Source organism: Cryomorphaceae bacterium (genome assembly GCA_017798125.1).
GTDB lineage: Bacteria > Bacteroidota > Bacteroidia > Flavobacteriales > ECT2AJA-044 > ECT2AJA-044.
In genome coordinates this window covers 899,851-924,773 of sequence record CP059070.1, presented here as the reverse complement: position 1 = coordinate 924,773, position 24,923 = coordinate 899,851, and the positions used below count along the sequence as shown (strand labels likewise).

The window sequence follows — 24,923 nt, the reverse complement described above, 5'->3', positions numbered from 1 at the left end:
GAGGGGAGGATTACTGCACCGCGGCAATGCACTTTAGCTCAATGGCAATGGGGGTTGGCAGCGCGTTAATGGCTACAGTTGTTCGGCAGGGCTTATTGTTAGGAAAATACTCTGCATAAATGCGATTGAAAGCCTTGAAATCGCGCTTCATATCGACCAGAAAAACGGTGATGTCGACGAGGTCTTCCCAATCCGCTCCGGCGTCTTCAAGAATAGCCTTAACATTGGCAAATACACTGTGGACCTGGGCTTCAAAATCGAATTCCTCAAAGTTTCCATTGTGGTCCAATTTCAAGCCGGGGACTCCGCTGTCGTGCGGGCCTGTTCCCGCAGTACGGGGTCCTACCCCACTCAAAAAAAGAAGGTTGCCCACTTTTCGGGCATGCGGATATGCACCTACGGCCTTAGGTGCCTTGCTGCTATCGAAAGAATCGCTCATCGTTTACTTTTTTGGCTACACAAAGTACGACATATTCGAACGAAGGTCGTGCACATAGCCGCCCCCAAATAGCACCACATGGACTAAAGTTGGATAAAGATTGCACAGCGGAACTCGAATACGCCAGTCCGACTCCAAAGGATAGACCTCGTGATAAGCTTTATACAGCTCCTCCGAAAAACCGCCAAACATGAAGGTCATGGCGAGGTCCATCTCTCGATGCCCAAAGTATACCGCCGGGTCAATGAGTACCGGTTCACCGCCCTGATCCCAGAGGTAGTTGCCGCTCCATAGGTCCCCGTGCAAAAGCGCTGGAGGTTCCACCGGAAAAAGATCGTCCAAGCGACCGTACAAACGCTCAAAGGCCTGAACGTCTTCACGCCGTAATGCCCCTTGCTCACGGGCTTGCTTCACGAGCGGTTCCAACCGCCGAAGAGCAAAGAATTCCGCCCAATCTTCAGTGGGCTTATTGTCCTGAGGGAGCGATCCGATGAAGTTATCCAGATCCGCTCCAAATGCGTCTTGACTTTGCTTGTGGAGTTGGGCCAATTGCCTCCCAAATGCTTCCCATGAATGAGGGCCTTCACGGCCCGATGCGATCCACTCCAGCACCAAAAACCCCTGATCCCCGGCGCGTCCAACATGCTCCACCTTGGGCACCCGAATTCCTTGCGCGGCCCCAAGGGCCTCGAGCCCTTCGGCTTCTCTGTCAAACATTCCGGGGTAGGCCTTGGCCGAGTTGTGTTTGAGAAAGAAGGAACCGACATTCGTATCGAGCCGTAAGGCTCTATTAATAGACCCTCCAGAAACAGGCTGGGCCCGTAGAAGTTGAATTGAATCGTCCCACGAGCCCAGTGCTTGTTGCGCAAAATCCGTCATCAATCTTGGATCACGAATCGCTTTTGTGCGGTTACCCCATCGCGTGTCAAACGAAGGATATACGTTCCTTGCGTCCATTGAGAAACATCCATGGTCCAGGTTTGCGCATCCGATCCCGCCTCAGATGAGAAGGTCTCGCGATGTAGTTCCTGACCGAGGGTGTTTACAATGACCAGCTCCGTGGTTGGGTCCGTCGCCGGCGTGAAGCTGATGGAAATCCGATCCCGCGTCGGGTTCGGATACAGATCAAAGCTCTGGAATCCACCCTCCTCAAGACCCGAACAGAAATCGATGGTGATTTTCACTGTTCCTTCCGTGACACAGCCGGTCACTGGATCGGTATATACCCAGCTGTAATTTCGATCACCCGCCGGCACACCTGAAGGGTCTACCGTGGTTCCGGTCGTCACTCCAGGTCCGGTCAGAACGATGTCCGAAGATGGAACACCGAAATCCAAGACAACCGGTCCATCATTTTTACAGATCACCGGAGGAATGCCCGATAGGTCCACAGAGTCAGAAGGTTCCAAAATGGTGATGCAAATCTCATCGCTAGCCACACATCCACCGGCATTGGTCACCGTTAGGGTGTAACAACCAGACATAGTGATATCTATGATAGGGCTGGTTTGGCCATTGTCCCAATCATAATCCCACTTATTACCCGTAGGTGGAATAATCTGAGTCGGTCCACAGACCACCAAATCCGGTCCTAAATCAATGTCAAAGGTGCTGATCACGGTGACGTTGAATTGCCCAGTCACCATGTTCCCGCTAGGGTCCACTGCCTGGAAGGTATTCGTTGTGGTCCCAACTGGGAAGTTTCCGCCCGATGCCGTACCCCCCGTTTGCGTGACAATTACCGCACAGTTATCGGTTCCTGTCGGGAACGGATACGTGAAGAGCACACTGCAGTCCAAGGTGTCGGCAAAAATAGTGGTGTCGTTCGGTACACTGATGGTCGGTGGCTCCACGTCCGTGACGGTTATGATGTACGACTCCGATGCACAGTTGCCGGCAAGGTCGCATACTTCATAAACGACTTGATGGGTTCCAACAGCCAAGAAATCCCCTGGCGCTGGTCCGCTCAGAAGCGTAACTGTAGCCCCAGTGGACCCGTCACAATTGTCCGTATAGGTCGGCGTGATTCCGCTGTATACGGCGCCGCATTGTCCCGGGTCATTGATCAGGTCAAGTGGTCCTGGACCTGTAATGTCCGGAGCCTCTACGTCGTTGACCGTCACTGTATAACTACAGGTATCGGTATTGCCGAATTCATCTTCTACTACCCAGACGATGGTCGTTGTCCCAATGGGGAAAAGGTCACCGTCTTCCAGTCCAGTATTGTCCGCACGATAAATGGAATCGTTGGCGCCTCCATTCTGAATGCTCGGTACCGGTATCATGGCCACCGTTCCTCCGCAAACTCCTGGGTCATTGGGAAGAACTATGTCTCCAGGGCAGGTCAAGGACGCTGCAAAGGTGTCGATAACCGTCACGGTATACATACAATCGCCCGTATTTCCACTCTGGTCTGTCGCCACAAAGGTGATGTCGGTATCTCCGATCGGCAAGAACGGAGCAGAGCCGTTGACGTCATATTGGACAATCGTACAATTATCCGTGCCCAATGGCGCGGGTGGTGCGTAGGCTGCAAATCCATTTGGCCCGGCATACAGTACAGTATCATTCGGGCAATTGATGACCGGTGAGATGGTGTCAAGAACCGTGATATTAGCCGTACACTGATCCGTATTACCATTGACATCGGTAACGGTCACCGTAGCTGTGGCGCCTCCGAGGTCATCGCAGGTGAAGCTGGTATCGCTCACCACAACCTGAACTGGACCACAAGGGTCTGCGGCTGCCGAGCCTATCGCACTCGCGGAAACACTTACTTCGCCTTGGTCATCCAAGTACAAGGTCAAATCACTGCAAATGGCCACTGGCGGGGTGTTGTCGTTGCAGTAGAAGTAGGCCCAGGCCGTATCGCATTCCGTAGGGATTCCCAAGTCACAAATACTGTATTGCAAGCTATCCACGCCTACAAAGCAGGCATTCGGGGTATAGTCGATACTCCCGTTCATCGCAGTGACTGCTGAACCCGAAACCGGGGGAGTCAGAATGGTCACGCTATTCAGATCCAATGCGCCCTCTGGGTCACTGTCATTGGCTGGCACGTCAATGTTGGCCACAGAACCCGTGCTGCAATCGAGGACTAAGGTATCGTTCACGGCTATCGGTGGCGCATTAACAACATTTACAAAAATGTAGTACCATGCTTCAGACGAATTGGGAATGGCCAAGGTGTCAAATATTCGGTACTGCAAACTGTCCACGAAGGCAATATTAGAATTAGATCCAAAAGGAGCCGCCAAACCAGGCGTATACGTGATAACACCGTCTGTTCCCAAAACATAGGTCCCGTTTGTTGGCCCCGTTATCACGGAGGTTGCGGCGGTATCGAATCCAGCAGACCCTATTAAATCATTAATCAACAAATTAGTGTCTACGGAAACTCCTGGAAGCGTGTACGAAGTATCGTTCACCGCAGTCGGACTCGCTGGGACGAGACGGTCTTCAAGAACTTCAATATAAACCCATGCCTCATCACAGAGCGAAGGATCTGGGTTTCCATCATCACAAATTCTGTAGCGAAGAGAGTCCATGCCGGAATAGTTGAAATCCGAAACGTAGACCAATGATTTAGTCAAAGGATCTATGACAGCCGTCCCATGAAGGGGGCCAATCAGAATCAAAGTTGAATCAAGCTCTATAGAGCCATCGGGGTCGGAATCATTATTAAGGATATCAATGATCTCTGGGATTGCCGTTGTTGCCACAGCCGAATCATTCACCGCGATGGGCGGATCATTGATAGGGTCTACAAAGATGTACACTTCGGCCCGATCGCAGAGTACCGGCGCGGGGTTTCCATCATCGCAGATTTCATACGTGAACGAGTCTACTCCATTGAATCCGGGGTTGGGTGTATATTCCCAGCTGTTCAAGCCGTTGTTAAAGGCGACCGAACCGTTGCTCGGTGAGCTAATGAACACCAGCGTCGAGGGGTCTATCATTCCGTCTGAATCGGAGTCGTTGCCTAACATGTCAAATGCGACAGGCACGTCTTCAATAGTATAGGCCGTATCGTTCACGGCTACCGGGGGCTGATTCGCGTCTGTGAAGATCAAATAAATCCAAGCGGTGTCGCAAAGAGATGGATCCGGGTTTCCATTATCACAAATGACATACTGAACGCTATCGATACCGACAAAGTCAACCAGAGCTGGATAAGTAAAGGTACTTGTGGATGGATTGTAGGTTGCATTAGCCAACCAGAACGGAGGGGTAATAATCGTAAAGGTCGTATTGACCAGGAAGCCATCTACATCAAAATCATTCACTAAAGGATCCAAGGTGATATCGACATTGGCAGGCGCCGTTCCAGTATCGTTGACGGCCACGGGCGGGTTATTCACTGGATCAATAGTAATGTATACCCAAGCATCATCGCAAAGCGCCGGATTGCTTTGATCGCAAACTCGGTACTGCAAGGAGTCTACACCATTGAAGTTCAAGTCAGGTGTATAGGTAATACTCGCCGTTCCGTTCGTTTGAACACTTCCATTCGGCGGCTGAGTCAAAATCGTAATCGTTGCTGGATCAAGAGGTGCAACAGTGGCAATATCGTTGGCGAGGATGTCGTAACTCACCGGGGTATTCTCGCTCGTTGTGGTCGTATCGTTTATTGCCTCAATAGCGCTTGGTGGACGCGTAGAGCACAGAGGCGTTGTCGAAATCAAATAATCAACGGCCACGTCGGCAGAATCAATCATATAGAATTCAATGATGGCCTTATCGCGAATCGATTCAAACCCGTCATTTCCTTCTTCCCAACTAGAACCATTGTAGACATAGCCCGGCCAATCTATGGCAAAGCCGTTTCCGTCTAGTACGGTCCCTGGCCAGAGTAAAGTGCCAAACTGTGGAAGGCCAGTAATTGAGTCAATGGTATTGCCTAAAGTGTCACGCCAAACGGCGGTGACAGGAGTTACCGATGCGAAATCCAATGCGACGACGGAGTAATTGACATAGACGCCATTCTTTACGCATTCGGTATTGGTGCCCACGGAAATATTTCCAGCGTAGACGAGAATGACCACATTCGCTTCATCACACAACTGCGGAGTACCTGAATTACAGATTCGGTACCGCATGATATCCAGTCCTGTAAAGCCAGGATTAGGAGTATAGGTTAATTCTCCTGTAGCCGGATTATAAACTCCCGAACCATTGCTAAAAGGAGAAACCTCTGAATATGAACTTAAATCAAGAGCTTCTCCGTTGCCGTTGTCGTTGACAATAATATCGACGGTAACAGGTGTATTGACTACTGTAGAATCAAAGTCTAGTTTGGCGGTAGGAGGAATATTTGACCAATTATTATAGATGATAATATCAGCTGTATCCAGAGTCTGACCATCAGTGATGTAATACGGCCAGTGGTCGTATGTGGAGTAATAGTCTGTTGGCGTATAAATCACAGAATCTCCTTGAAGGATCGCATTTCCGTATATGGGTCCATTGACTAATCCCACAACCCAAATGGAGTCACCATCAGGGTCCGAATCATTCAAAAGTGGATAAATAGTGATAGGGTTAAAATCTGAAGTCGTGTCAACGTCATCTACTGCAACTACTTGATTATTGACTGGGGTCACATCAATGTAAATCCAAGCTGTATCGGTCAATCGTGGAAGCGGCGTACCGAGGTCCTGAATCACATACTGAATTGAGTCTATCCCATTGAACAGTGGATCAGGCAAATAGAGAACAACTCCAACTGGTGCCGCCACGTCATACTGACCATTCATCGGAGGAGTAATTACCTGGAGATATGCCGTATTCAAAAAGAAATCCGGGTCATAATCATTTGACCTAGCATTGATAATCGCCAAGGTCTCTTCTGGTGTTGAGGTCGTATCATTTACCGCCACCGGTGGAACATTTGCGCCAATTACATATGTTTCAACATCTAAGCATCCATTATCATCTGTAACCGATATCGTATATGATCCAGGCGCTAATCCAGTGCGGTCCAAGGTTCCAGCACCATCTGACCAAGTACTAAAATAAGGTGGTGTGCCTCCGTATATTGTTACTTGAATTTCGCCATTATTCATGTTGTTGGAAGCGTTGGTCACCTGGCCATCAACGGTCAAAACCGATGGCTCCGATATCGGCACAAAGTATTCAATAGAAGCTAAAGCTGCATCGGTTACCGTACAGCCGTACACTCCTGGAGCCAAATTCGTTCTCGTCTGAGTGGTTGCACCATCAGACCACAAGTAACTGAATGGAGCAATTCCTCCGGAGACCGAGAGCGTTACTGATCCATCATTTGCTCCATTGCAGCTGATGTCATTTACATCTGGTGTAATGACCAGGATCCCGGGTTCTGTAATCTGAACAATGATAATGTCGCGGCATCCATTGGCGTCCGTGACGTCCAACCCGTAAAAACCATGAGGTAGACCGCTTATGGATGCCGTAGTTTCACCATTTGTCCACGCGTAGGTATACGGCATGGTTCCTCCCGATACGGTTACAGTTATGGAACCTGTCGATTGTCCGGCGATGAGCACGTCCTGTTTAGATTGAACACCCGCAATCAGAATGTCCGGTTGCGTAATTACCACAACCACTTGGGTTTGAGCGCCCTCACTGTCGAAGATATCACAGGTATAGGTACCTGCAAAGAGGTTTGAAATTGTCGCAGTATTAGCTCCCGTGTTCCATTGATAAGTGTACGGGGGAACTCCTCCCGAAACGGTAACGGAAGCACTACCGTCATTGTCCCCGAAACAGGTAATGTTCGTAGAGCTTGACACCAGGCCAACCAGGGCATTTGGCTCGTTAATGATGACAATCACTTCATCTGTACAACCTTCGGAATCGGTCACAGAACACGTGTAGGACCCAGCAAGTAAATTGTCGACTTCAAGCGTAGAGGCTCCATTACTCCAGAGCAGAGTAAAATCAGGAGTTCCGCCTGATATACTGACTTCAGCTTCACCCGTTGCTTCTCCGTTTATTGTCACGTCGGTCGATGAAACCAAAATTAAGTCAAGGACCGCGGGTTCAGTAATGACAACGCTATCGGTAACAAAACATCCATTCGCATCCGTAGCCGTGACAAAATAGGTCCCCGCTGAAAGTCCCGCAACGAGAGGCCCTGAATCTCCAGTAGACCACTGATAGGAAAATGGTGGTGTTCCTCCTTCTCCTTGAACTTCAGCTGTTCCAATTGCATCCCCATTACACGGATTGTCGGTCGAGAAAATGCGAACATCCGGATCCTGCTGAGGTTGGTCCAGAAACTGTGACGCTCCAACGGTACAACCGTTTGCATCTGTAATGATGACACGGTACAAGCCTGCTCCGATATCCGTCCAACTCTGACTAGACGGGCCAAAATTCCATTGATAAGAGTATGGAGGTGTCCCGCCCGAAGCGGTAGCCGTTAAAATACCCGTTTGATCATCGTGACATAGAATTTCTTGTGTCAAAGTTATTCCCCCGACAAGATCGGTAGGCTCGGAAACCGTGGCTTGACTAACAACGGAGCATCCAAAGAAGTCGGTCACAGTAACGGAATAGGTTGCCGCTATAACCCCACCTGTTGAGCTTGAATCCGATCCATTAGACCATGCATAGCTGTACGGTGAAGTTCCTCCTGAAACCGCTGCGGAAACCGATCCAGATGCGGCAGTAAAACAATCCACATCCGTAACACTTAATACAACGGAAACAGCAGCTGGCTCAACGATTGTAGCGCCGTCGATATACGTACATCCATTGGCGTCACTTAGGGTAATCGTATATGCACCAGCAGCCAATCCCAAAGACAAGTTCGTGGTCTCTCCATTAGACCAAAGGAAGCTATACGGTGGAGTTCCTCCCGAAGGAAAGATCCGTATTCCTGCATCAGCGCTTCCGTTACAAAGAGTAGTAATGGTCGAAACGGTAAACCCGCTGAGAGGGGTGGGTTCACTTATGATTCCTGAACGCACCCAAGGTCCGCAACCTACCCCGTCGGTTACTGTAACGGAGTAAAGGCCTGGTGCAAGACCTGTTCTATTCGGAGTGTTAGGACCTCCGTCACTCCAGACATACGTCAAGGGGGGAGAGGCCCCCACAACAACTAGAGTTGCAGCGCCATCATTGGCCCCTGCGCAGCTAACATTCGAAACAGTCGCTGTAAATGACACATTACAAGCTGGGTTATTGAGCGTAAACGTTCCAAAGGCAAGACAGCCATTTGCATCCTCAACACGAACAGAGTATCCACCGGCGGTCAAGTTGTTGAAGGTGTAGGTTGGACTCGACTGAGTCGCTACAAAAACATTATTTAAGTATATGTCGTAATCAGGTGTACCTCCATTGATGGTAATGGTTAAAGTGCCATCAGAGGCACCGACCGCTGAAGGATCGACTTCGACACCAACGACGGTAATTTGAGAAGGACTAACCAAGGTATATGAAGCTGAAGCCATGCAGCCATTTGCATCTGTAATATCCACGGTATATACGCCTTCGGATAAACCGTTTTCTATGGGGTTTCGTCCACCCGAAGACCATTGATAACTATATGGTGCAGTGCCGCCCACCACAGAGGCCGCTAGCCTTCCATCACTAGCTCCGGAACAAAGAACAGGACTTGATTCAGTTATACTGACGGTCAATAGTGAAGGCTCTGAAACCACTTGGGTTTCAATTGCGGAACAACCGTTTGCATCGGTTACCGATAACGTGTAGGTTCCCGCGGCGAGGCTTGAAATCGAAGTAGCGTTGGACCCATTGCTCCAAGCATACGTGTATGGTGAAGTTCCGCCTTGAACCGAAGATGAAATAGCACCAGATCCATCGCCGTTACACGATAAATTGGTCGGGAACATAGAAACAGAGATGGGATTGGGCTCATTAATGGTCGTACCTGTTAGGTTGATACATCCACCAGCATCTGTTACCGTGAACCCATAGCCCCCTGGCGAAAGGTTTGAATATGTATAGATCGTATCGGAGGAAACTTGATTGCTTCCGTCGCTAAATTGAACGGTATATGGAGCGATTCCCCCATCGAGTTGCAAAATAATTTCACCATCATCCGCCCCATTGCACGTAATATCCGACTTGGAGATCACTGTATTTCCTATGTTCGAAACGATGTTGACGTTGCTAAACTGAGAGTCATCCTTGAAGGAGAACCACCAGGTGTTGATGGTAATTTCGTTTCCATATCCAGAGCTCGTACAGCCCGGCCAGGTATGACACCCCACACTATTAGTCGGCTGACAGCCGTTAAGCTCGACCTTCTGGGGGTTCACATATCCATTGTAAGAATCATCCAAGTTACTGTCGTCCCAGAAAAGCTCTGGCACTCCGTTGTTCGCACTTGGAGGACGAATTCGTTCCACCACAAACCCTCCAGGGTTACACTCTAGATCGTATGTGGGAAAGTGTGTGATCCCCGTGACCACCTCGGCCTGAATAATGATGTTCGTTGAACCGCTGACCGGATCACCTAGTCCGTCATTCCCGTCCCATTGAAAGCAGTTTCGCCCCGCTTCCACCTTTTGAACCAACAAGACGTCCTCCGTATTCTCTTGATAACCCGGGGTTCCGTTCAAATCCAATATTACCGTTCCCTCACCGGGCTCGGTGAATTCCACCCATACGCAGTAATCTCCCAGGCAACCTTCTATTTCAGGCTGAGTGGGTACGACAAAAGACGGGTTACCCGTTGGCCAAATCAAACTGTCTGGGTCATTCAAAAAGATGGGGTATTCGGCATTTCCCTGATAGTTCAAGACTGATTTGCGATCCTCTTCCACATTTCCAGAAGAACCTGGCCCAGTACTGTTGCAATACAGCTTGAACCCATATGGTGAATAATCGTAAGACTTGAAACTGGAAACCGTTTGATCAGCCGTGTAGACGTACATGGGCGCCAAGAATTTCTTGGTAAACGAACCGGTACTCATGGTCCAATCCTGACTGTACAATCGACCTGGTTTTTCCAAACCCGTCACCACATCAATAACGGACATGTCCCACCAGTCAATGGTCAACTTGCTCGTAGTCGGCTGATCAATATTTCCGCTCCACTCAAACCAATACAAACCCGTATCCGATGGGGCAAATTCAAAAGGCTCGTATCCATCGCTGTTCGTCCCATCCCAATCCGGACCTTCAATAGCAGAATCCATATTGACTCGCCCTTTGGTATTCGTCGAACTCCCGGAGCGCGGAATTTCCTCCCCATCGTCCGAAGAGGTCGAAGGCCAAACCACATTCCCATTAGCGTCCTTAATCCTAACGTAGCATTTGGCGTCTTGATGAAGTTTAAAGCCAAAGAACATGTGTTCATTCGTATTGGAAATCCGGAAATTCACGCGTTGCTCGGGAGGGCAATCGTAAACGGATCCATACGGCGTACCATTCACATTTAAGTTGATAACCAAGCTAATGGGGTGACTCAAATAGCCCCCATTTCCATCAACGTTGACTTGCTTGGTTCCTTCTGCGGTGGCGACCAGCCCAACAAACACCCCAAGGGCAGTGAGCAAACGGTACATATTCTTCATAGATCTGGTTTGGTGCGAGAGACGTCTAGGTGCCAATAAATATACTAATTGACAAGGATTTAGTGCCTACGGCACGATGCTACCGCCCGACTTTTACAATACTTAATGTAAAGTTTACCCTAAGTGCACCTTTCAATCTTCGTAGTTGAAGGAAAATCCTGCAGAAATGTGGTAGCGGAAGTAGCCGTCATCCGTATTGGTACTTACCCCAACACCAATAGGCCCTAAACGTGTTTTCCAATTGAGTTCAACACCGTAGCCCACGGCCAAATACTGATTGTAAAAATCCTTCCAGTCAAAGCTTCCATACTGGGATATCGGTACGAATTCATACCACCCATAAAGGTTTGCTCCGTATTGTAGGTAGAACTGGTTGGCGATGACGTGTTGCATCTTGACTCCCGCTGAGCCAAAATTCACGGTTTCAAGTTCGGCATAATTCAAGCCGAGGACGGGCAGATCATTAAAGCGAACGCGTTGATACCCCCCAACGCGCCAATTATTGTACGACCGAAGTTCACTCTCAGCGGAAATGGTCAGGGCCAAAGAACCGTAAGGAAGCAACTGCGTTTTCTTGGCCAGCGGGAAAAAGCCCTGATAGCGAATTTGAAGCTGTCCATAAACGCCAGGTGTAATGTCATCAACCAATTCATTGAGTTCATCCCCAGTGATCCAAATGCTCGCTCCATCCCCCAGGCTCAGTTCTACACTATCTTGACCAGGTTCAAGATTGACTTGGTATGAGCTTTCAGGAATGAGGCTTCCCTCGACATAGAACTCGCTTCCTTCCGTGGGAAAATTTCGGTTATTCAAAGAGTTTCTCGTATACGCTGCTTTTACTTGAAAGAAGTTGATCACTTGGTTGCGCAGACCCTCAGGAACGGCCACGCTAAAACGAGAACGACTGGTCAACGATTGAAAATCCGCACCGATAAAAACACTCTCTTTAAGGCTCTGCGTAGTCAACACGCCTAAGCTGACCGAATGTATGTTTTGAATGTTAATGTCAATGGCTTCCCCTTTGTCGTACTGGGGTAACTGAGCACTGAGAAAGTCGTAGCGAAGGTTGGCTGCTACTGCTTTCCGCTTCCCCATATACTTGTAGTAATCAAATCGAAAACGAGGATTCTTCGAAATGTCCACCGCAGCCACTGTTCGGGATTCTCGCCCCAGTAAATCCCTAGCGGTAAGGTTGAGCAGGATCCCTGCCGAAAAAATGTTGTCGAAATGTACCGAGGCAAATAGACGAGCCCTTTCTTTCTCACGCATTTGGACACGTAGTACCGAGGAAGTATCCGTGTAAGGCTCAAAAATGTAATCCACCTTGTCAAATCCGTTGATGCCGAATACGCGGCGGACGGCGGACTGGAGTTGGTCCCTCGAGTACTCTTGGCCGGATATCAACCCCAGCTTATTGTCCACCAAGGCATCGGAGAATATGGTGTTGCCCTCCACGCTAATCGAATCCACTCGCTCTGGCCTCACCCGGCCAGCCATAGAGAATGGCTCACGGTCCATGCCCAGTTCCTCAGCCATCGCCTCAAATTCGGGCAAGTACTCTTGACCGACATTTTTACCCAGTTCGATAATCTCGGGAACATTGCCAAAACTCGCCGTGCTGTACGGACCTAAATCGGGCTCAATGTAGATGTCACAGTCTTCGATTTCCTGAGGTAAACGCTTGGCCGATGGAATCATGGCGAGGCTCATCAGAATACCGACCATGGATTCCGGTGTGGGCTCCTTCAACTTTGTTCCCACGTTGACACCAATAATTTTATCGGCACCGAGCTGAATCAGTTGTTCTACGGGGAAGTTGTCCACGACTCCTCCATCCACCACCAGCACGGAATCAACCTCCACAGCGGTGAAGGCGGTCGGAAGGGCCATACTCGATCGAATAGCTGTGGCCAAATCCCCGCGATCAAAAAGAATGGGTTCTCCGGTGGCCACATTCGTTCCTACACATCGGTAGACGATGGGGAATTCATCAAAATTCTCGTACTCTTTCGCGGTCCAAAGGTAGTAGCGCATGAACTCGCCGAGTACTTGGCCTTCAATAAGACCTGAGGGCAGCTTCAATGAGGTCCCTTCAATGGGAAACTCGACCAGATAGCGATTGTAGTATTCCTTCTCTTCAAAGGAGATATAATTCAGGGGCACTTGATTGGACAGGACTAAGTCCCAATCCATGGTCATCAAAATTTGCTCGATTTCATCTGCTGAATAGCCGATGGCGTAGAGCCCACCGACCACTGAACCCATGGAAGTTCCCGCAATGAAATCGGGCCGTAGGCCGGCCTCCTCCATCGCCTTCAAAACACCTACATGCAACGCTCCTTTTGCTCCTCCACCAGAGAGGACCAGCCCGAGTTTGGGTCGTTCTTGCGCACTGGCCCCGAGGGCCAAACACAGCAGTAAAAGGAGAAAAATGCGTCTCAATTCAGTGGTTTTGGTCCCGTTCAAGTTAGGAATTAAGAAAACTTTAACGCCCTACGGGCCGATGTTTCCTTGACAACAAGCGTTCTCCTTTCAGAAATTTGAACCCGTTACCCGCGGCTTCGTTACCTTGGGGCCGCTAAAACGTACATGAAATGGACACATCCACATCCGAATTTGATATTCGGGCGCTGAACGAAGAAATCGAACGCGAAAGCGCCTTTGTCGACCTGATCGGTCGCGAAATCAACAAGGTCATCGTGGGCCAGAAATACATGGTCGAACGACTCTTGATCGGCCTCTTGGGCTCCGGGCATATCCTCCTCGAAGGGGTTCCGGGACTTGCCAAAACATTGGCCATTAACTCCCTCGCCAGCGCGGTAGATGGGAAATTCAGTCGGATTCAGTTTACCCCCGACCTTCTTCCGGCCGACGTTATTGGAACCATGATCTACAACATGGCCGAGAACAAATTCAGCATCAAAAAAGGACCGGTCTTTGCCAATTTTGTCCTGGCGGATGAGATCAACCGGGCTCCGGCCAAGGTGCAAAGTGCCTTGCTCGAGGCTATGCAAGAACGTCAAGTGACCATTGGTGAAGAGACCTTTGGCTTGGAAGAGCCCTTTTTGGTTCTCGCCACTCAAAACCCAGTGGAACAAGAAGGAACCTATCCCCTTCCCGAAGCGCAAATGGACCGCTTCATGCTGAAGACTGTCATTGACTATCCGAAAAAAGAAGACGAGCGCCTGATCATGCGTCAAAACCTGGCTGCGGAACGCACACCTGTGAACCCAGTAGTGCATACCAAAGACATCCTCAAGGGTCGTGAGATGGTACACAAGGTCTACATGGACGAAAAGATTGAGCAGTACATTCTGGACATCATCTTCGCGACGCGGAATCCTGAAGTCTATAAGCTCAGCAGCTTGAAGCCGCTGATCAATTTCGGAGCATCGCCCCGTGGATCCATCAACTTGGCCAAGGCGGCAAAGGTCCACGCCTTCATCAAGCGCCGAGGCTACGTGATCCCAGAAGACGTGCGCGCCATCTGTATGGACGTGTTGCGACACCGGATCGGAATCACCTATGAGGCCGAGGCCGAAAACGTGACCTCAGAAGACATCGTCCGTGAAATCTTGAACGCCGTCGAAGTCCCCTAAACGATGGATACCTCAGAAGTCCTTAAGAAGGTTCGGCGCATCGAGATCAAAACGAAGCGCCTGAGCGATCACCTCTTTTCCGGCGAGTACCACAGCTCGTTCAAGGGCCGAGGTATGGCCTTTAGTGAGGTGCGTCCCTACCAATTTGGGGACGATGTACGGGCCATCGATTGGAACGTGACCGCCCGCTTTAAGGAACCCTTCATCAAGGTCTTCGAAGAAGAACGCGAGCTCACCCTTATGCTGGCCGTGGATATCAGTGCCTCGGAAAGCTTTGGATCGGGGAGCAAAACCAAAAGGCAAATTCTCACGGAAATTTGCGCCGTTCTGGCCTTTAGTGCCATGGGGAACAACGATAAAATTGGTCTCTTGCTCTTCAGCGATCAGGTGGAGCTCTTCATACCGCCGACCAAGGGCCGAAAGCACGTCCTGCGCATCATCCGCGAACTCATTGAATTCGAACCCAAGGGCAAGGGCACAGACATCGGAGGAGCTTTAAGCTACCTCAGCAATATGATGAAGCGCAAAGCCATTGTCTTTGTCTTGAGCGATTTCTTGGATACCGACTACAACGACGCTTTGAAAATCGCTGCGAAGAGACACGACCTAACGGGGATTCGCGTCTACGACGAACGCGAAAAAGACCTTCCCAACCTGGGTTTGATTCCCATGCGCGATCCGGAAACGGGCACGGAAAAGTGGGTGAACACGGGCAGCAAAGCCGTTCGTCGTCGACAGAAAGTGTGGTACCTCGACCGCGAAGCCGAGTTTATGAATGGCTTCCCACGGGCCGGCGCTGGTGCCATTAATTGCCGTGTGGACGAGAGCTATGTGAAAAAGATGTTGGGCTACTTTAAACGCCGCTCTGCTTGATGAAAAGATGGCTCTACATAGCACTCCTTTTTGCGGTATTTGTGCCTTACGGCACGATAGCCCAGGCGACCTATACCCTCCGTGCCGACACGAACAAAATCCTCATTGGCCAGCAGGTCCAACTCAAGCTTCGCGCATCCTTCCCTGAAGGAACCCCAATCCTTTGGCCCATGCTCGCCGACTCGGTTGGCCCGGCCGAAATCATTTCCCGCTCGGGAATTGACACTTCAAAGAAAGGTGAAGAAGTACTGCTTGAAGAGCGCATCACCGTGACCCTCTGGGACAGCGGCTACTACATTGTTGAGGCTCCGCCCCTCTTGGTCGATTCCGATAGCCTTCGGGCCGATCCGATTTTCATGACCGTCAATACCGTAGAAGAACTCGGCGAGAATCCCTTTGACATCAAAGAACCGGAGGACGCCCCAAAAACACTCGCCGATTGGCTCCGTCAACTTTGGCCATTCCTTATGGCGGCGGTGCTCATCGCCGTGGGCGTGTGGTGGTGGATGAACAAGCGTCCACATCGAGCCGTAGCGGAAGCGAAGGCTCCCCCTATCGATCCCTATGAACAAGCTTTGAACGAATTGGGCCAGCTTCGGGAAAACAAACTGTGGCAGAAGGGTGAGGTCAAGGAATACTACGACGGGCTCACGGACATTGCACGGCGATTCTTGGAACTCGAACGCGGGCTCCCGGCGCTTGAACGAACCACGGACGAAATCCGTGACCTTCTGGCTGGTCAGCCCGTGGCATCAGAAGTCAAGGAGGACTTTATTCGCCTCATGCAGGAGGCCGATATGGTGAAGTTCGCCAAAGAACGGTTCGATGACGAGGCTTGTGAACGGGCACTTCGCCGGGCGCGGAGCTTTATTGAAGTCGTGCACCAAGGCACTTTGAACGAGCAAAAGACGGAAACCCCATGACGAATTGGGAATTCGTACATCCAGAATGGTTCTGGGGCCTGCTGGTCTTGCCCTTGCTCGCCTTGTGGGAGTGGCGCCAGCTTCGACGCGGTTCCGCCAGCTTTACCCATACGGGAACGGCCGCCTACAAAGGAACGGATCTGCTCGGGCTCATCCGTTATTTCCTGCCCATACTGAGACTGGCAGCCATTGCGCTTATTCTCGCAGCGCTCGCTCGTCCGCGCACCTCCGAAACCGGTAAAAAGACCAGCTCCACGGAGGGGATTGATATTGTATTGGCTTTAGACGTTTCCAGCTCCATGGACGCTATGGATTTTAAGCCCAACCGGCTCGAAGCCTCCAAACAGGTCGCGGCTCAATTTGTCGCCGACCGTCCAAGTGACCGCTTCGCCGTGGTTGTGTACGCCGGTGAGAGCTTTACACAGTCGCCGCTGACTACCGATCATCGGATCGTGCAAAACAGCCTTTCAGATGTCCAGTTTGGCCGCATTGAGGATGGAACGGCCATCGGCATGGGTCTGGCCACTGCGGTGAATCGACTCAAGGAAAGTGCCGCCGAAAGCAAAGTCATCATATTGATGTCGGACGGAGTCAACAACTCCGGATTTATTGATCCGATTACCGCGGCAGAAATTGCCACGGAGTACGATGTCCGCGTTTATACCATTGGCGTGGGAACCATGGGCATGGCCCCTAAGCCCACCACGGACATGTTTGGCCGCAAACGCGTGGTCCAAGTCGAAGTGGAAATCGATGAAGAGCGGATGCAGCAGATTGCAGACTTGACTGGAGGGCGGTATTTCCGCGCCACCGACAATGAGAAGCTCGCGGAGATCTACAGCGAAATTGACGAACTCGAAAAGACCCAGCTCGAAGAGCTGACCTATTACGAATACGAAGAGAAGTTCTACCCTCTAGCCCTCTTGGCAGCCGCCTTAATGCTACTGGATTTTCTGCTTCGAAAAACCCTGCTCAAAAGCGCCATCTAATGGATTTGTATCGGCTCGAACATCCGGAATATCTGTACGCCTTAGCGCTGATCCCAGTGCTGTGGCTCGTACATGCCCTATGGGCGAGGTGGCGCCGTAAGGCCCGTGCGGCCTTTGGTTCCGCCGTGGCTACCGACCGCCTGGCCCCTGAGGCCACTCGAAGCCGTCACAGCATCAAGACCTTCTGGGTAACTCTTGGGCTCGCCAGCCTAATCATCGCTTTGACCAACCCACAGGTGGGCTCCAAGCTCGAAACGGTGAAGCGCAAAGGAGTGGATGTCGTTTTTGCCTTGGACGTATCGAAGTCCATGTTGGCCGAAGACGTGGCCCCAAACCGACTCGAAAAGTCAAAGCAGATCATCGGAAAGACCCTCGATGCCTTGGGCAGTGACCGCATTGGTCTCGTGGTCTATGCCGGAAGCGCCTATCCACAACTGCCGATTACCACCGATTACAGCGCCGCGCGCATGCTTTTGCGGACGGTCAACACGGACATTGTCCCCAGCCAAGGAACGGCCATTTCCGAAGCCATTCAACTGGCCGATGAGTACTTCAGCTCTGGCGAAACCACCAAGAACAAGGTCCTCTTCATCCTCAGCGATGGCGAAGACCATGAAGACGGTGCACGCGATGCGGCTACTGCCGTTGTAGACAAAGGCATCATGATCTACACCATCGGTGTCGGCTCAACGCAAGGAGGGCCCATCCCCGAGAAAAGCCGCGGTCAAACCGTGGACTTCAAGAAAGACCGCAATGGAAAAGTGGTCGTCACCAAGTTGGATCGAGACCAACTCGTAGAGATCGCCGCTGCCGGAAATGGTGCCTATATCGATGGCGACCGAACCGATGAAGTCGTCGATTTTATTGAAGAAACCCTCAACAGCCTACAGCGCGAAGAAATCGTAAGCAAAGTATTCAGCGAATACAAAGACCAATTCCCCATCTTCCTCGGACTGGCCTTGTTCGCCTTTCTGATGGATGCATTGCTCAGCGAGCGGAAAAGTTGGTGGAATCGCCTTAAATTGTTCCAGTCATGAAGCACCTCTTGATTGCCCTCTTTTTTGGCTTGGCCTTCAGTGCCCAAGCGCAGAACTCCCGAGCCCTGATTCGCTCGGGAAATCAGGCCTATCAGCAAGGCGCGTTTGATGATGCCGAAGTAGCCTATTCAGAGGCCCTACGGGCCGATGCGAACTCCGCCAAGGCCCGCTTCAACCTAGGTGATGCGCTTTTCCGCCAGGAACGCCTCGAAGATGCCCTAGCCGAATTTCAGGCCGCTGCAGAGCTGAGCGAAGACCCAGCCTTAAGAGCCAAGAGCTTCCACAACATGGGTAACATCCACGGGGCTGCCCAGCAGTGGGATCAGGCCGTTGAAGCCTACAAGCAATCTCTGCGTGCCAATCCCATGGACGAGGAAACGCGGCACAACCTGGCCTACGCACAGCAGCAGCTGAAGCAACAACAGGAGCAGCAGCAACAGAACAAGGACGAGAATCAACAGGACCAAAATCAAGATCAACAGAACGATCAAGAACAGGACCAGGAACAAAATCAGGATCAACAAAACCAGGAAGACCAACAGCAGCAAGATCAAGATCAGCAGAATCAGAATCAGCAGCAGGAGGAACAACAGAATGAACAAGGCGAAGACGAAAACGAGCAGCAGCCTGATCCAGAGCAACAAGGTCAGCAACCGGCCGAAGGGCAAATTAGTCGAGAGGAAGCTATGCGCCTATTGGAAGCCCTTCAGCAACAGGAACAGCAAGTGCAGGAGAAACTGAAAAAGGCCAAGGTCAAGGCCAAGAAGACAAAAAAGGAGAAGGACTGGTGATGAGAGCTTGGCTTGCAGCCATAGGGATGTTGGTATCGGTGACGACTTGGGGTCAAGTGACCTTCAAGGCCTACGCCAACGAAACCGTTGTGGGCGAAACGGAGCGCTTCCGCGTGACCTTCGAGGCCAACGATCGATGGTCGGAATTTGAGCCGCCCAATTTTGGTCCCTTTCGAGTGGTTCAAGGTCCCTCACAAAGCCAGTCGACGAATATCGTCAACGGCAACATGAGCACCACCTTCAGCTACAGCTACATCCTTCAGCCCACACAGGTCGGAACCTTTACCATCAATGCGGCACGTGCTCGAATCAAGGGTCAGCTGGAAAAAACCAACCCCCTTCAAATCAAGGTAGTTCCACAAAGCGAGAAGGCTGCTGATCCAAACGATCCTTATGCCATTGCGCAGCGGAGCAATATCTTGAGGGTGTTTGTCAGCAAAAGGGATGTCTATGTTGGTGAACCCATCACCGTGACCTACAAACTTTACTACGCCAGTCAAATCCGCAACTACAGTGGTCAGGCGCCCAACTTGAATGGATTTTTCAAAGAGGAAATCGAATTGAAGAATCAGCGCGAAGAGCGCGAGAACTACAAGGGCAAACTCTACAATGTGGCGACCCTAAAAAAGTATGTGCTGATACCGCAAAAAACGGGAGAGCTGGAAGTCGATCCCTTCGTTCTGGATCTGGAAACGGCCGTGCCTACCCAACAGAGGGATTTCTTTGGCAGACCCGTGTACCAGAACGTGAGCTATACGGCAAAGAGCCCCACCGTGACCATCGATGTTTCGGCATTACCGGCCGAAGGGCGCCCGAGCAACTTCAGCGGAGCAGTGGGTACATATAGCTTTGATGTTGCTTTAAGTGACACGGCTGTTTCAGCCGATGAGTCGGCGACTCTAACGGTCAATGTCAGCGGCCTCGGAAACTTGAAGCTCTTCGAATTGCCGCAACCCGAAGTTCCTAAGTCCATTGAACTGTACGATCCAAAGTACGCGGAACGCATCACGGCGAGCTCCAAAGGCCTTAGAGGTTCTCGGAAGAATGAATACCTCATGATTCCGAGGTTCAACGGGGACTATAAGATTCCCGAAATGAGCTTCACCTATTTCGATACGGACAAGAAGGACTACGTTCAATTGAAAAGCCCCGATTTCACTTTGCATGTCACTGGCGGCTCAGACGACCCTGGGGCAGCGAGCTCCTCCGGAGTGGTGCGGCGCGGCCGGGAAGAGGTCGATTACCTCAACGAAGAGATTCTGTACATCAAGACAAGACTTGGAAAAACCGTGAAGAAGGGATCGGGATTTCGGACCAGTCCGCTGAGGTGGACGGGATACGGCTTTGGTCTCCTGGCTTTCTTTGGCGTTCTCGTTTGGCGTCGTCGTCAAGAGGAACAAAATGCAGATGTCGCCGGACAACAGCGTCGACGAGCGCGGAAAGTTGCTACGGGGCGCTTGGCCGCTGCTAAGAAACAAATGGATGCCGGGGAACACCGTGCCTTCTATGAAGAGATTGCCCGAGCCTTGGAAGGGTATTTAAGGGATAAACTGCAAATGGATCTGGCAGGCTTGGGCTTAGATCGGGTCTTGGAAGAGCTGGGTCAACACGGAGCCTCGGAAGAATTGAATGCGCGGGTCAAAGAATTGTGGGATGCCACCTCTTTTGCACGCTATGCACCGAGCAGCGGTGCCGGCGCAGATGAGAAGCACTACAAGGCCACCTTGGAATTGATCACCGAATTAGAAGACGTTTTAAAATGAAGCACTGGATCTACATAGTACTCCTTTTCTTCGCGGTCTTCGCGCAGGCGGAGTCAATTTCCGAAGCCTTCGAAAAGGGAAATGCGCTCTACGCCGAAGAAGACTTTGGCGGAGCCATTGAGGCCTACGAATCCGGCTTGAACGGAGAGGAAACCAATGCGGCATTACTCTACAATTTGGGAAATGCCTATTTCCAAAACGGACAACTGGCCCCAGCCATTTTGAACTATGAACGCGCCTTGCTCATCGGTGGGCAAGATGAAGAGGTCGCTCGAAACTTGGCCATTGCTCAGGCCCAACGGGTCGATGAAATTGAGCCGCTCCCACGCCCCTTGTTGACGCGCTTCTATAGGAGTATTGCAGGGGCATTAGGGCCCAATTCCTGGACGGTTGTGGGTCTTTGGTTATTCCTTCTGGCCGCAGCGCTTGGTGCTGTGGTGGTAATGGGAAGGGGCACATCGGGCCGTAGGCCCATGCTCGTTATTTCTGCGCTTGTACTGTTGGGGCTTTCAATAATCTCGAACGCCATCAGCGAGTTTGAGGCCCAATATCAAGAGAACAATGCTGCGGGCATCATCATGGCCGCCAATACCTACGTAAAGTCCGGTCCGGATGAAGATGCAGAGGACCTTTTTGTTCTGCATGAAGGGACTTCCGTCAGCGTCCGCGAGGCGTTCTCGGGATGGGTTCGTATTCGACTGGCCGACGGTAAAATCGGCTGGGTTCCCGAAGAAGATGTTGAAGCGATTGAATAAAAAAGCCGAATCTCGCGATTCGGCTTTCCACTTTTTTGAGGGTTCGCTGCTTACTGGCGAGCGAATTGTACGTTGAAGATCAGCTTCACTTCATCTCCAACAACGACTCCGCCGGCCTCGGTCACTTGACTCCAAGTCAAACCAAATTCTTTGCGGTTGATTTTTCCAGTCACTTCAAAACCTACTTTGGTCTGTCCGTATCCATCGACCATGGTTCCGCCGTATTCCACAGTGAGAGAAACTTCCTTTGTAGTGTCTTTGATCGTCAAAGGACCAGTCAAGGTGAAGCTGTCCCCTCCTTTATTGTTTAGCGTTCCTTCGAAGGTCATCTTCGGGAATTGCTCTACGTTGAAGAAATCCGCAGAACGGAGATGATTGTCCCGATCCGATTGATTGGTATCAATAGAGTTTACATCCACGTCAAACGCCACGGCTGCTCCGTCGAAGTCATCGCCGTCTGATTCAAAGGATCCGTTGAAGTTGTTGAAGGTTCCCGTCACGGTTGAAATAACCAAATGCTTCACTTTGAATTGAACCTCGCTGTGCATGGCGTCTACCGCCCAAGTAGTTTTTGTTGCTGTTGCTTCCATTGTCAAATTTTTTAGGATTACACAGCAAAGATGAGAATTAGATGTACCTACATCTATTAACCTAGATTAAGAAAACACGCAAGACGAATTCGTGGTCTCAACGATGAAGTCGCCCGGCTTGACGAAGCAGGCTGCTTTGAGCGCGAGAAGATTTGGTCAAGGGGCCACAATGCTGGCTAATACCCGACTGCTCCACTTGCTTGGTGGAGGTGCACGCCGTAACGGTTAAGAGTACCCAGGAAGTCAGTAGTGCGATTAACAGTCCTCGCACGCTGCTTGTCGTCGGTTCCATGTGTCGGTTGTCTTTAGGCTCACGGGACCCTGCTGAAGAAGGAATGGCGCTCCCGAAGGATCGGCACAAATGGCCGTTCTACCTTCGCGGAAATCTATAGTCGGTTCTAAGTAGACCGTCCCTCCAGAAGCCTTCACTCGCTCTACAGCAGCTTCCACGTTATCGACACTAATATAGGAAACCCAAAAAGAACGCGTTTCAAGCATTGGGTTCTTGATGGCTCCGCCGACACGCTCGCCTTTGTTTTGAAGCAAGTAGTAAGGATTCAATCCTTCGCTCTTGGCCGTCATTTCATAACCCAAACCTGAATAAAATCGCGAAACGGCTGATGGGTCTTCTGCCCAAAGTTCAGCCCAAACAAATTCCCCTATACCAACTTGTGGCTCAGGATCACCATAGTCCGTACGAATGATTCCGAACATGGCTTCTTGAGGATCACGGACAATGGCCGCCTTTCCTCTTCCTTTCATATCGAAGGTCTCACCGAGGGTAGAACCTCCAACAATGCGAAGTCGATCTGCTGATGCAGATACATTCTCAACCGAGATAAATGGAATCCACTCTCCTCCTGAACCCGCATCCTTTTGTCCAATAGCCCAGATACCCGCTATTGGCTTGTTGCCTTTCTTGACGAGGTAATAGTCGTTATCACCATCGAACGATTGCTCAATGGTCCATCCAAAAACAGATTGATAAAAAGGAATGACTTGCTGGCCGTCATGTACAATCAGCTCTCGCCAGATGATCGATCCGTGATGATACACTTCTTGATCTTCTGCTTCTAGAGCAGGAAATGTCGATGGACGAGCACAGCTCGCGAAAAGGAGGATTCCAACGACAAGTCCTCCGAAAAATCGGATCGGTTGTTTCATGACCGTGACTTGTAATCTAGGCTAAGTTAAAAAAACCTAACCTTCTAGCAGCAAATATCTTACCAAAAAGGAGCTTTTCCTAATTTGATGCGATGCGTTCTATGTTTGAAGCAACCAATTTGGCCACTTGAGCCTCGCTCAAAGTGGTCGACAAACGAGACAAAAGCAACTCCAGAATATCTTCAAATCGAGTAGGCCCCAATTGGGCATGACCGTAATATCTCATCCCCCAGGCAGGGAACAGCTCCTCATCAAAAGGGAGTTCCAAGCTCTTTTTGACAGAGTGTCTTTCGTCCTTATTTATGGTGTTAAACAACTGATCTACAGCACTATCTGGACCTTGAAGAAACTGAACAAAGATGCCGTTCTTGTAGCTCATGAAGCCGGTAATCCCCCGGTCTTTGTTTCGCTGTTCAGACGAACTGGATAATTCTTTGAGCTCCTCTTCATTGAAGTCCATAGACTCCTCGCTCAGGTATATAATCGATTTCATTCGTGTTGTTTTAGGCGGTCGCTTCTTCCCACGACAAATGTCCTTCAAGATTGTTCGCTCCCCAGGTCTCTAGCTCGCTTTCTGTCCAAAGATTGGGAAAAAAGACTCGTTTTTGGAATTTGGGATGCATGTAACGCTGCCATTCAGAGCCGCCTGTGGCTTCGGCACCTCCCAAATATTTCCGCGCGGCATTCAAGTGGCTCATGACCCATTTTACGTTTACCGTATGGTCATAATGGCGCAGCGCATTGATCAATCGCGCATCGTTTCTTTGTGCTTCTGGCAAGCGCAAATAAACGAGCTGCAAATTGGACTTGTTGTATTCCTTCATGAAGGTGATGAACTCCTCCATGTACTTCTTTTCGAAGTTGGCGAGCAATGTCGTTTTATCTCCTGTATCAAAGTTCTTTCCCGCAGCTTGCCAGTACAAATGTTCGTAGGCGTGCTCAAAGGGAGTGTTCCGATCAATGGTGTCTCGGAATCGAGCATCGATCAGATTGATCAGGTCGGTACTGGCAAATTCGATTTTGCGGTATTGAGCACTTTGGAAGCCACTGGCGGGAGTCAAGGTGTCCCGGAACTTCATGTATTGCTCGCGCTCCATGCCATCGCCCATGATTGAAAAACTCTCGGTCAGCATATCGAAATATCGGCTGATTCGGTCCACGTGCATGGCAAATTTCTCCGCGGCAATATCCTCTTCACGTGCAATTTGCTCAATCTCCCAGAGCACCATTTTGAACAAGAGCTCATTGATTTGATGATATACAATGAAGATCATTTCATCGGGAAGCTGAGTCCGTTGTGTTTGCAAACCCAACAGAGCATCAACCTGAATGTAATCCCAATAGGTCATGGGCTTTGCGTGCAAAAGCCCGCTGAGATGTACGTCTGGATTCTGGCCAATGGCTCGATATTTTTCATCGATGGCCTCAAGCAGTTGTTCGCGATTCATGGATGGTCAAATAGGTGAGCGCA

General features: G+C 50.5%; 16 protein-coding genes. 8 read left to right on the top strand and 8 right to left on the bottom strand.

The window, feature by feature from the left end; all coding sequences use genetic code 11:
• Window positions 1–10: 10 nt before the first annotated feature.
• The 4 genes from HZ996_03890 to HZ996_03875 form a co-directional block, all read right to left on the bottom strand.
• Window positions 11–439, bottom strand: a complete 429-nt coding sequence (locus tag HZ996_03890; protein ID QTN38317.1) for a RidA family protein — start codon at window positions 437–439, stop codon at window positions 11–13.
• A 15-nt stretch (window positions 440–454) separates the two neighbouring features.
• A complete protein-coding gene (locus tag HZ996_03885; GenBank protein QTN38316.1) occupies window positions 455–1,318 on the bottom strand; it encodes a fructosamine kinase family protein in 864 nt (287 codons plus the stop codon).
• On the bottom strand, window positions 1,318–10,968 hold the full coding sequence (locus tag HZ996_03880; protein QTN38315.1) for a tandem-95 repeat protein: 9,651 nt from the start codon (window positions 10,966–10,968) through the stop codon (window positions 1,318–1,320). The genes HZ996_03885 and HZ996_03880 overlap by 1 nt, the downstream gene beginning before the upstream one ends.
• A gap of 132 nt (window positions 10,969–11,100) precedes the next feature.
• Window positions 11,101–13,410 (bottom strand): patatin-like phospholipase family protein, encoded by a 2,310-nt coding sequence (locus HZ996_03875; GenBank protein ID QTN38314.1) that lies wholly within the window; start codon window positions 13,408–13,410, stop codon window positions 11,101–11,103.
• A gap of 152 nt (window positions 13,411–13,562) precedes the next feature.
• Between HZ996_03875 and HZ996_03870 the strand changes: the two genes are divergently transcribed.
• Genes HZ996_03870 through HZ996_03835 form a run of 8 tightly spaced genes read left to right on the top strand, consistent with a single transcriptional unit; the run spans window position 13,563 to window position 21,698 of the window.
• Window positions 13,563–14,567 carry a MoxR family ATPase gene (locus HZ996_03870; GenBank protein QTN38313.1) on the top strand — a complete coding sequence of 335 codons (1,005 nt, stop codon included), beginning with the start codon at window positions 13,563–13,565 and terminating at the stop codon, window positions 14,565–14,567.
• A gap of 3 nt (window positions 14,568–14,570) precedes the next feature.
• Window positions 14,571–15,440, top strand: a complete 870-nt coding sequence (locus HZ996_03865; protein ID QTN38312.1) for a DUF58 domain-containing protein — start codon at window positions 14,571–14,573, stop codon at window positions 15,438–15,440.
• The gene (locus tag HZ996_03860) at window positions 15,440–16,363 is read left to right on the top strand and encodes a hypothetical protein (protein ID QTN38311.1); all 924 of its coding nucleotides are present in this window, start codon (window positions 15,440–15,442) and stop codon (window positions 16,361–16,363) included. Before HZ996_03865 ends, HZ996_03860 begins: the two co-directional genes overlap by 1 nt.
• On the top strand, window positions 16,360–17,352 hold the full coding sequence (locus HZ996_03855; GenBank protein ID QTN38310.1) for a VWA domain-containing protein: 993 nt from the start codon (window positions 16,360–16,362) through the stop codon (window positions 17,350–17,352). Before HZ996_03860 ends, HZ996_03855 begins: the two co-directional genes overlap by 4 nt.
• 5 nt (window positions 17,353–17,357) lie before the next feature.
• On the top strand, window positions 17,358–18,389 hold the full coding sequence (locus HZ996_03850) for a VWA domain-containing protein (protein QTN39996.1): 1,032 nt from the start codon (window positions 17,358–17,360) through the stop codon (window positions 18,387–18,389).
• Window positions 18,386–19,180, top strand: a complete 795-nt coding sequence (locus HZ996_03845; protein QTN38309.1) for a tetratricopeptide repeat protein — start codon at window positions 18,386–18,388, stop codon at window positions 19,178–19,180. Before HZ996_03850 ends, HZ996_03845 begins: the two co-directional genes overlap by 4 nt.
• A complete protein-coding gene (locus tag HZ996_03840; protein ID QTN38308.1) occupies window positions 19,180–20,943 on the top strand; it encodes a protein BatD in 1,764 nt (587 codons plus the stop codon). The genes HZ996_03845 and HZ996_03840 overlap by 1 nt, the downstream gene beginning before the upstream one ends.
• Window positions 20,940–21,698 (top strand): tetratricopeptide repeat protein, encoded by a 759-nt coding sequence (locus tag HZ996_03835; protein QTN38307.1) that lies wholly within the window; start codon window positions 20,940–20,942, stop codon window positions 21,696–21,698. The genes HZ996_03840 and HZ996_03835 overlap by 4 nt, the downstream gene beginning before the upstream one ends.
• 50 nt (window positions 21,699–21,748) lie before the next feature.
• Here the strand turns inward: HZ996_03835 and HZ996_03830 are convergent, their stop codons facing one another.
• The 4 genes from HZ996_03830 to HZ996_03815 form a co-directional block, all read right to left on the bottom strand.
• Window positions 21,749–22,288 (bottom strand): YceI family protein, encoded by a 540-nt coding sequence (locus HZ996_03830; protein QTN38306.1) that lies wholly within the window; start codon window positions 22,286–22,288, stop codon window positions 21,749–21,751.
• A gap of 255 nt (window positions 22,289–22,543) precedes the next feature.
• Window positions 22,544–23,452, bottom strand: a complete 909-nt coding sequence (locus HZ996_03825; GenBank protein QTN38305.1) for a VOC family protein — start codon at window positions 23,450–23,452, stop codon at window positions 22,544–22,546.
• Between the two features lie 79 nt (window positions 23,453–23,531).
• Window positions 23,532–23,945 (bottom strand): BLUF domain-containing protein, encoded by a 414-nt coding sequence (locus HZ996_03820; GenBank protein QTN38304.1) that lies wholly within the window; start codon window positions 23,943–23,945, stop codon window positions 23,532–23,534.
• Between the two features lie 10 nt (window positions 23,946–23,955).
• Complete coding sequence (locus HZ996_03815) at window positions 23,956–24,900, bottom strand: tryptophan 2,3-dioxygenase (protein ID QTN38303.1); 945 nt, start codon at window positions 24,898–24,900, stop codon at window positions 23,956–23,958.
• Window positions 24,901–24,923 lie beyond the last annotated feature (23 nt).